The sequence below is a fragment of the Methanogenium sp. MK-MG genome (assembly GCF_009914725.1).
Classification (GTDB): Archaea; Halobacteriota; Methanomicrobia; order Methanomicrobiales; family Methanomicrobiaceae; genus Methanogenium.
Map to the genome: position 1 here is coordinate 1 of NZ_JAAAWJ010000075.1, position 8,848 is coordinate 8,848.

Consider the following 8,848-nt stretch of genomic DNA (forward strand, 5'->3'; position numbering starts at 1 on the left):
CATTCGTGGCGGAGAGAATATTTATCCCCGTGAGATTGAGGAATTTTTCCATACGCACCCAAAGATAGAGGATGTCTACATCATTGGTGTTCCGGATGAGAAGTACGGGGAAGAACTGATGGCTTGGGTTAAACTGCACGAAGGGTTTGATATGTCAGAAGAGGAGGTCAGGGCCTACTGTGACGGCCGGATTGCGCGGTATAAGACGCCGCGCTATGTGAAATTTGTAACAGATTTCCCAGCGACAGTCACCGGAAAAATCAGGAAAGGTGAGATGCGGGAAATTTCCATCCGCGAACTGGGCCTTGAAGACGAAGCACAGATTGAAACTGCATAACCCTTTCAATTATTTTTTGGGAGATACTGCGCCTCCGGTCTGTTTCATACCTGCTGATTTTGATCGTGAACTGAATAGATAACAGGAATTGAGCGCATTCCCGTTGCTTTTTTTCTCCGGGGAAAATATGCAAAAAAAGAGGTCTGCCGGTTATTCAGCAGCAGGTGCGTATTTACTGAGGTGCATTTGCACGTTCAACCAGCCGGAATGAAGTCTCCTGTGCTTTCTCCAGAATATCTTTTTCTCCGGGGATGAATTTATCCGACATCAGAATGCTGCCGTCACAGATGACGGTGTCGACTGCCCCGCCGCTGCACGAATATACAATATTTGAGACACTGTTATGCATGGGCACCATCGAAGGGGTTGCCATGTCGATTAAGACAATATCAGCGGGGTGGCCTTCCTGAATTACTCCGGTTGGTATGCCCAGAGCTGTTGCGCCGTTTGCAGTGGCCATCGCGAGTGCTTCATCCGCCGGAAGCAGGGTGTCGCTGTTCCAGTAGAATTTCTGGAGCAATGCGGCAAACTTCATCTCTTCAAACATATCCAGATTATTGTTGGAGGAGCATCCGTCTGTCCCCAGAGTGATATTTACGCCTGCATCCTTAAGCGCCTGGTATGGCAGTGCCCTGTTGACTGCGAGTTTCATATTTGATGAAGGGTTGTGTGAGACACTCACCCTGCGCCTGCCAAGCAGGCTGCACTCTTCAGCGTCAAGCCAGCAGCAGTGGGCTGCAAGTGTGCGCTCTGAAAGGCATCCGCATGAATCAAGGAAGGCGGCAGGCCGCATGTTGTGTTTTTCAATGCAGCCGGATACTTCCCCTTCGGTCTCACTGAGATGGATGTGCAGCATGATCTCCTCATGTTCTGAGAATTCGGCACACCATTCAAGGCCTTCCCGTGATACGGTATAGGGTGCATGCGGGCCGACTGCAGCCTGCAATCGTGGATTGCCCGCAGATTTGATATGCCGGACAAGGTCCTTTGTAGCGGCAATTTCAGTCTCCCGTTTTACAGGGTTGTCAAAATCAATGAACCCGTGGCAGAACGTCGCGCGGATTCCTGATTCATCAACGGCACGCGCTGCATCTTTCATGAAAAAGTACATGTCGTTGAATGCGGTGGTGCCTGAACGGATCATTTCAAGGCAGGCAAGTTTTGTACCCCAGTAGACGTCCTCTCCGGTGAGGTGTGCTTCAAGGGGCCATATTTTTTCTGAAAGCCACTCCTGGAGGTGCATGTCATCTGCATATCCGCGCAAAAGGCTCATTGCGGCATGGGTGTGGGTATTCACCAGTCCGGGGATGGCGACCATGCCTGAAGCATCGATGATGCATTCTGCCTGACCACGAAATTCCTTGCTGATATCTGTGCCAACCGACCGGATTGTCCCGCATTCATCAATATAGATGTCCTGCTTCTCTCCGTTCACCTGTGCGTTCTGAATGAATTTTGTCCTGTTTTGTTCGTAACCGTCTGTATTTTCTGTCATGATATCACCCAATTCTTGTAATGATTCGTTCAAGTATCATTTCAGTCTTTTTTGTGTTTGCCCGGGCAAAATTGAGAATCTGCTCATATGACAGTTCATCTTCTCCAAGACCATGTGCGTAATTGTCAACCATGCATATTGCGGAAAATGCAATGCCCAGTTCATTACATAGTGTGGCTTCTGATGAGACAGTCATTCCGACGACATCACCGATTCGGGAGAGGGCACTGACTTCAGCTTTTGTCTCGATTCGGGGGCCGCCGGCCTGCACATATGTGCCTCCATTCTGTGACTCGGGGATGCAGGCAGAGACCTCTGCACTCAGGTCGGTGTCTATTCCCGGCATGACATGCACCTGTGAGTGGTTGTGGATTGTCGGCACTGCCGTTGTCGTGGCATAATCATCAGGAATGATTATTGAATTGGGCCCGATTGATTTTTTCAGGGATCCAACCGAGCCGAATGCCACTACCCGGTCAACGCCTGCGATGGCAAGGGCAGAGATGCAGGCAGGGAAATTGATCCGGTGAGGGGGCATTCCGTACTGGTGTCTCAACAAGAGCGCGATATCTCCCAGATACAGTTCTGCAGAACCGTATGGCGTGGCGATTTCGGTTTTTTTCAGGTCAGGTAATTCAGCAAAAAGAAGACTGGTACCGCCAATGATGCCTAGCATTTATATGTTGCTCCGTCATGCCTGACTGGTATCGGAAATCAGGCAATCTATGTTGTACTATCTGTATGATTCAGTCATAAAAACGACGGAACGGTTAGAATCATATTCATATGCAATGTGATCCAACCTCACAGTTTATGACGAGCAGGTTTGGAATTGTCAGTGATTCAGCAATTATGTCTGGCGAATGTACGGATGTCTACTTTGTCCACACTGATGAAGTCCTGCGTGCTGAAGGCTGTAATCCTGATGTGACCATGGAAATAACAGCAGCCTCGCTGCCTGATGAGTGGGGGGTCGTCTGCGGTACCGCGGATGTGCTGTCTCTTTTGGAAGGTATGCCGCTGAATGTGTCTGCCATGCCTGAGGGTACAATATTCTATCCTGGTGAACCTGTTCTCAGAATATCGGGTAAATATCTTGATTTTTGTACATATGAGACTGTAATTCTCGGTTTTCTCTGCCATGCGTCCGGTGTTGCCAGTGCATCTGCACATCTCACTGTCATTGCCAAAGATAAGCCCCTCTATTCATTTGGTTCGCGAAGACAGCATCCCGCGATTGCCGGTATGATTGAACGGGCCGCATGGATTGGTGGCGTTGCCGGTGTGAGTAATACCTGTGCCCCGGCAGGTATTCCTCTTGCAGGGACGATGCCGCATGCACTTATTATGAGTGTGGGGTCAGCAGAGGCTGGGTGGGCTGCCTTTGACCGCTATGCACCTCAGCATATTCCCCGGATATATCTTTGTGATACATTCTGTGATGAGAAATTCGAAGCACTTGCAGCAGCGAGGGCAGGTGCAGAGGCGGTGCGGCTGGATACGCCCCGTTCGCGCAGGGGGGATATGCGTTCTATTCTGGAGGAGGTCAGGTGGGAGCTGGACCTGCACGGGTTTACTTCGGTAAAAATATTCCTGAGCGGGGGGCTGACGAAATCAGATATTGTTGCATATGGTGATATTGTGGATGCCTTTGGCGTGGGAGGTGCCATTGCCAATGCGCCGGTGATCGATTTTTCGATGGATATTGTTGAACGAAATGGCAAATCCGTTTCAAAGAGAGGGAAGAAAGGCGGGGTGAAACAGGTCTGCCTGACCGAAGAGGGAAAGAGAATTCTGCTTCCGGAATCGTCTGAGAGACCGTCCGGGGGAAGACCGCTTATCGTAGCTGCACTGGAGAATGGCAACCGGGTCTCTTCAGACACTTCTACAGATACTTATGCAGAGACTTCTTCTGATCCTGTCAGTGAAGCACGTCTCCGTCTTCAGCATTTTCTTCGCAGTCTGGCTGAGACGAATAAATAATCATTTTAACCTATGAACGCGAAGCTAGTATGCACAGTGGGCCGATAGATCAGGGGAAGATCGCTACCTTGGCATGGTAGAGGCCGCGGGTTCAATTCCCGCTCGGTCCATATCATTCAGTTTTTTTGCAATGCTTACTATTGATCCTGAAGTTGTATCATTTGGCTGACATTTGTATTCATCAGTTGCAATCTGTTTTTTACCGTCTCAGACAGCGGCGGTGAGGGCGGCTGGTCAGGGTGCATTACGGGCATCACCGGTTCGGACACATGCGACCGTGTGATGACACATGTAATTCAATACTGTTATTCATTAATTCAGAGGCAAAATTAATGATCTGATCAATCGATCTCTCTTTCTATTCCAAAGCCTTTTACGGGTTCCGGTGAATTAAATTGCAGGTATCTGCATGGGGATGAAAGACTGGATTATTCCACAGGACAAACAATTTTTTGACCTTCTGGAGGAGTCAGCTGAAAATGTACGGGATGGAGCTGAATTCCTGGTTTATATTGTTGAAAATTATGATGACCTGAAAAACAAATGTCATAAGATGAAGGCGTTAGAGCACAAGGGAGATGAAATCACTCATAATATCTACAATCTGCTTAATACAACGTTTATTACACCAATTGAGCCGGATGAAATATCACGTCTTGCGTCATCTCTGGACGATATTCTGGACTATATCGATGGTGCCACACGCATGATGTACCTCTATGGCATCCCTGAGACGGACCGGTTTATGGTTGAATTATCGAAACTGATCTTAATTTCAGCCGAGGAACTTCTGTTTGCTGTCAAAGGGATACGGGATCTGAAACACCCGAAAGGAATTGAAGAGCGATGTATTGAAATCAATCGTCTTGAAAATCTGGGTGATGACCTGCTGGGTGAGGCAATTCAGGAAATATTCCAGTGTAATGATGCGATCCGCCTGATAAAGTATAAAGATATATATGAAAAGCTGGAGAGCGCGACTGACCGGTGTGAAAATGCTGCAAATGTCCTGAGTGATATTGCGATTCGCCATTCCTGATGTGAATTATGGACACTCTGATAATCGCACTGGGAATTATTCTGGCACTGGCATTTAACTTTGTAAATGGCCTTAATGATGCAGCAAACTCGATTGCAACGATCATTGCAACAAAGTCCCTCTCCCCGGTAAAGGCAGTCGCGCTGGCCACGTTCTTTAATCTTCTGGGCCCTCTCATCTTCACGACAGCAATTGCAGCCACTATTGGCAAAGGTATCGTTGACTCGGGATTTCTGACGACCCATATTCTTCTGGCAGCAATGTTTGGTGCAGTTCTCTGGGTGTTTACCACTTCAATGCTGGGTATTCCGATATCCAGTTCACATGCACTCATTGGCGGCCTTCTTGGTGCCGGTATTGCGGGTGCCGGTGTCGGTGCGATACTCTGGCCCGACTGGGACCTCGTGAAGACCGTCGTGCTTGCAATGGCTGCAGGCGGATTCGTTTGTATGCTCCTCTATATTGCAGTGGCAGTTCTGCGCAGGGAGGAATGGCGGGGCAGGGCACCTTTGGCCTTTCTGGTAGGTATAACAATCATTATTCCGGCACTCATCATTGGCGGCTATGTTAAGATCACAGGAATTTTTGCGGTGGTAATATTCATCGTAATATCGCCGATGCTTGGCCTCATCTCTTCATTTATTCTGGGTGTCATCATAATGCATCTGTGCAGTGCAAAGAATCCTTCCCGCCTCAATACGATGTTCAGGCCGCTTACGATTGCCGCCGGTTCTTTTCAGGCGGTTGGGCACGGTGCAAATGATGCCCAGAATGCAATGGGTGTTATTACCGCCATGCTGGTTGCCGGTGGCATCCTGTCAGAATTTTCAGTACCCATCTGGGTAATACTGGCTTCCTGCGGAGCAATTTCTTTGGGGACACTGCTTGGCGGATGGCGGGTTGTTGATAAAATGGCGAACAAAATAACAAAAATCCGACCATACCAGGGATTTTCAGCTTCAATGGCAGGCGGTGCGGTTCTTTCCCTGATGACATCACTGGGTGTGCCTGTCTCAACGACGCATGCAATGAGTGGTGCGATCATGGGTGCAGGTGCCACACGTGGCTACTCCTCTGCGGTGAGGTGGGGTATTGTCCGTGAAATCGTGGCGGCGTGGATCATTACCATCCCTGCAACAGCATTGGTTTCCTGGGTGGTGTATGTCTTGTATGCCTCAGTTATTCTTTAATCACCACTATTTTCCCTAAAAAAGCGGCAGTGGCCCGATATTTTACATGCACTGCAATTGGGTTTTTTTGCGTTGCATACCGCCCGGCCGTGTGATATGAGAAGATAATTGATATATTTCCACCGGGACTTCTCAAACAGATGCATTAAATCTTTTTCAATGGTCTCCGGGGCTGTTGCATCGGAAAAGCCAATCCTCTGTGAAAGCCGTCGCACATGGGTGTCGACCGCGATTCCAACATTCTGTCCGAATGCATGGTTCAGTACAATATTTGCCGTCTTCCTTCCGACTCCAGGAAGGGTGACCAGATCACTCATGGTCTGCGGCACCTCTCCATCGTAATGCGCGGCAAGAGCCCGGGCAGTCGAAATGATGTTTTTGGCCTTCGTATGGTAAAATCCGGTCGGGCGGATGATGGATTCCACGTCTTCAGGAGAGGCATCTGCCAGTGTGCATGCATCGGGGTAGTTCCTGAACAATGCCCCGGAGATACTGTTTACCGTCCGGTCCGTTGTCTGTGCGGAGAGAATAGTGAGAATGAGAATCTGAAACGGATTTTCAAATACAAGAAAAGATACAACGCCATTGTGCACCGGATAATCTTCTGCAAGGATACAAAGAATCAGGTCCGCTTCTTCCTGAATCATAATAATAGATGGGGCAGGGCAGATTCGAACTGCCGTCAAAGCGTCCCAAACGCTCTAGGATGGACCAGGCTACCCTACTGCCCCCCTTGGTTGCACATTATATTGGCGGGTTGGGTAAAAATAGTTGCCGATATGATTCTCAGAATGCTGCCAGATCGGGGTTATATGATACCAGACTGCCTCTGTTTACGCCGTTTTGGATGAGGTTGAGTAAGCCTTCGGGATCTCTGCCGTCAAGCACTACCATCGGAATTTTACTCCGCTGAATGACTTTTGCCGCCACAAGGTCAATGACATTATTTGAGCCTGCATCCATACGCCCGGTCTGAACTATTTCAATCAGTTCATCAGGGGTCAGGAACGGTATCTTCTCAGCAGCAGCATCTTTTCTGGGGTCTGCGGTGTATATGCCATCGACTGCTGTGGCGTTGATCAACAGATCCGCTCCCGTCCGTTCTGCGAGCACTGCTGCAACCGCATCTGTTGTCTGTGCGGGCGTCACACCGCCCATAATGACAATCTTACCGCTTTCACCGGCAATCAGCGCATCGTTATATGATTCAGGGATGTCCGGGTAACAGTCTTTTGCTAAGGCATGCATCAAAAGACGGGCATTCAGCCGGGTAATGAGGATTCCGATTTCGTCTGCTGTGCCTTCATCAATATTCAGATCACGTGCCGCTCCGATGTAGCGACGGGCTTCGCCCCCTCCTCCAACAACAATAAAAATCCGGCATGTATCTTTAAGGCTGCTCAGTAAGTCACGGTATTGTTTGATATTATTATTCCCGATATCCGGTACCAAAACTGAGCCACCCAGCGAGATTACTATGGTTTTCATTCAGGATACTGATTTGTCTGCAGGGCTTAAAGTTTATTACATCCCCTCGCTATACTCAGGTAGTGCCGGACTGGCAGGATGATAGTGGTGACCGAAAGAAAAGCTGATATGTGTCATGCATGCGGGGACGATGTGATCTGCTGTGATCTATGCGCACACCGGTGTAAAATTCATGACGGAAAGACAGGAATATGTGGTGTCCGAAAGAATACCGGCGGCAGGCTGATCCCCCTTACCTATGGCAAGGTGAGTGCTGAAGCAATCGATCCAGTCGAAAAAAAACCACTGAATCATTTTCTGCCGGGAACAGAGGTATATTCGCTGGGAGGTATCGGGTGTAATTTCCGGTGTAAACATTGTCAGAACTGGGAAATTTCCCAGATCTCTGAATACAGGGGTACTCTTCATGATATATCACCTGAAGAGGGTGTGCGCCGTGCGGTGAAGACCGGATGCAGAAGTATTGCCTGGACATATAATGAACCGACCATCTGGCATGAATACACCAAGGATATGGGCCGGCTTGCAGCAGATCAGGATCTGAAGACCATTTATGTGACAAACGGGTATATCACCGAAGAGGCGCTGAAGGATATATCGCCCGTCCTTGATGCGTTCAGGGTTGATATCAAATCCTTCTCTGATTCCTTTTACCGGTCTGTCTGTTCGGCCCGTCTGGAACCGGTTCTCGAATCAACGGTGATTGCAAAAGAGTGCGGGATGCATATTGAAACAGTGACCCTGATCATTCCCGGAATGAATGACAGTCCGGATGAGATTCGCGCCCTTATCCGCTGGGTCGTGGAACATATCGGCCCGGAAACACCGATGCATTTTACCGGATTTTATCCGCAATACCATATGACCGATACAGTTCCGACGTCTGCTGCCACTCTTGAACGTGCGTGCAGCATTGCAAAAGAGGAGGGGATTTTGTATCCCTACACCGGGAATGTGGGAAATACCGCCTATCAGCATACCTATTGTCATGCCTGCGGCGCACTGCTCATTGAAAGAAATGGGTATATGACGAAAGTTTGTGGGCTTGACGGCACACACTGTCTGGCATGCGGGGAGAAAATCCCCATTGTTGTCTGAAGTTATTCAATCCAGCCAATATTTTTCAGATACTGGTATTCGTGCTGCATGGTCTCCCGGTTTGCACTGACAAGTGCAGACATATGCTCCCTCATCTCTGCATGGAATGCTTCCTGTTCGGGGTATGTTGTCTTATTTCTGATGGCGTGCACCAGTGCTTCTCCTTTTTTTTCTGCCTCATTTATTTGCTGTTCAAAATTTTCAGGACCATCTGCCAT

At 48.8% G+C, this 8,848-nt stretch carries 8 protein-coding genes, 2 tRNA genes and 2 pseudogenes; 6 read left to right on the plus strand and 6 right to left on the minus strand.

Annotation, left to right across the window (positions count from 1 at the left end; translation table 11 throughout):
* A pseudogene (locus tag MKMG_RS09425) lies at nt 1–337 on the plus strand (AMP-binding protein); the annotation flags it as partial.
* Nucleotides 338–509: 172 nt separating this feature from the next.
* Here the strand turns inward: MKMG_RS09425 and MKMG_RS09430 are convergent.
* The gene (locus tag MKMG_RS09430) at nt 510–1,832 is read right to left on the minus strand and encodes an amidohydrolase (RefSeq protein WP_165077540.1); all 1,323 of its coding nucleotides are present in this window, start codon (nt 1,830–1,832) and stop codon (nt 510–512) included.
* Between the two features lie 4 nt (nt 1,833–1,836).
* Nucleotides 1,837–2,508, minus strand: a complete 672-nt coding sequence (locus tag MKMG_RS09435; RefSeq protein ID WP_165077541.1) for an MTAP family purine nucleoside phosphorylase — start codon at nt 2,506–2,508, stop codon at nt 1,837–1,839.
* 137 nt (nt 2,509–2,645) lie between these two features.
* On the opposite strand from MKMG_RS09435, the gene MKMG_RS09440 reads away from it, so the two are divergent.
* The 4 genes from MKMG_RS09440 (at nt 2,646) to MKMG_RS09455 (ending at nt 6,044) form a co-directional block, all read left to right on the plus strand.
* The gene (locus MKMG_RS09440; protein ID WP_165077542.1) at nt 2,646–3,815 is read left to right on the plus strand and encodes a nicotinate phosphoribosyltransferase; all 1,170 of its coding nucleotides are present in this window, start codon (nt 2,646–2,648) and stop codon (nt 3,813–3,815) included.
* 38 nt (nt 3,816–3,853) lie between these two features.
* Nucleotides 3,854–3,925, plus strand: a tRNA-Ala gene (locus MKMG_RS09445).
* A 305-nt stretch (nt 3,926–4,230) separates the two neighbouring features.
* The gene (locus tag MKMG_RS09450) at nt 4,231–4,854 is read left to right on the plus strand and encodes a DUF47 family protein (protein WP_371415212.1); all 624 of its coding nucleotides are present in this window, start codon (nt 4,231–4,233) and stop codon (nt 4,852–4,854) included.
* 8 nt (nt 4,855–4,862) lie between these two features.
* Nucleotides 4,863–6,044, plus strand: coding sequence for an inorganic phosphate transporter (locus tag MKMG_RS09455; protein ID WP_165077546.1), 1,182 nt, complete (start codon nt 4,863–4,865; stop codon nt 6,042–6,044).
* On the opposite strand, the gene nth is transcribed toward MKMG_RS09455, so the two are convergent.
* From nth to pyrH, 3 genes are all read right to left on the minus strand, one after another.
* A complete protein-coding gene (gene nth / locus MKMG_RS09460; RefSeq protein WP_165077547.1) occupies nt 6,041–6,691 on the minus strand; it encodes an endonuclease III in 651 nt (216 codons plus the stop codon). The two genes, MKMG_RS09455 and nth, sit on opposite strands and share 4 nt — an antisense overlap.
* A 9-nt stretch (nt 6,692–6,700) precedes the next feature.
* Nucleotides 6,701–6,775 (minus strand) — tRNA-Pro (locus MKMG_RS09465).
* Nucleotides 6,776–6,830: 55 nt separating this feature from the next.
* Nucleotides 6,831–7,532 carry a UMP kinase gene (gene pyrH, locus MKMG_RS09470; RefSeq protein WP_165077549.1) on the minus strand — a complete coding sequence of 234 codons (702 nt, stop codon included), beginning with the start codon at nt 7,530–7,532 and terminating at the stop codon, nt 6,831–6,833.
* Nucleotides 7,533–7,640: 108 nt separating this feature from the next.
* Here pyrH and amrS point away from each other — a divergent pair, with 108 nt between their 5' ends.
* Nucleotides 7,641–8,630 (plus strand): AmmeMemoRadiSam system radical SAM enzyme, encoded by a 990-nt coding sequence (gene amrS / locus MKMG_RS09475; protein WP_165077551.1) that lies wholly within the window; start codon nt 7,641–7,643, stop codon nt 8,628–8,630.
* Between the two features lie 2 nt (nt 8,631–8,632).
* Here the strand turns inward: amrS and MKMG_RS09480 are convergent.
* Nucleotides 8,633–8,848, minus strand: a pseudogene (locus tag MKMG_RS09480) (iron-sulfur protein); the annotation flags it as partial.

Bases quoted from the DNA above. Each gene is read 5' to 3' on its own strand.
- MKMG_RS09430 (WP_165077540.1), bottom strand. From the start codon at position 1,832: ATGACAGAAAATACAGACGGTTACGAACAAAACAGGACAAAATTCATT.
- MKMG_RS09435 (WP_165077541.1), bottom strand. From the start codon at position 2,508: ATGCTAGGCATCATTGGCGGTACCAGTCTTCTTTTTGCTGAATTACCT.
- MKMG_RS09440 (WP_165077542.1), top strand. From the start codon at position 2,646: ATGACGAGCAGGTTTGGAATTGTCAGTGATTCAGCAATTATGTCTGGC.
- MKMG_RS09450 (WP_371415212.1), top strand. From the start codon at position 4,231: ATGAAAGACTGGATTATTCCACAGGACAAACAATTTTTTGACCTTCTG.
- MKMG_RS09455 (WP_165077546.1), top strand. From the start codon at position 4,863: ATGGACACTCTGATAATCGCACTGGGAATTATTCTGGCACTGGCATTT.
- nth (WP_165077547.1), bottom strand. From the start codon at position 6,691: ATGATTCAGGAAGAAGCGGACCTGATTCTTTGTATCCTTGCAGAAGAT.
- pyrH (WP_165077549.1), bottom strand. From the start codon at position 7,532: ATGAAAACCATAGTAATCTCGCTGGGTGGCTCAGTTTTGGTACCGGAT.
- amrS (WP_165077551.1), top strand. From the start codon at position 7,641: ATGTGTCATGCATGCGGGGACGATGTGATCTGCTGTGATCTATGCGCA.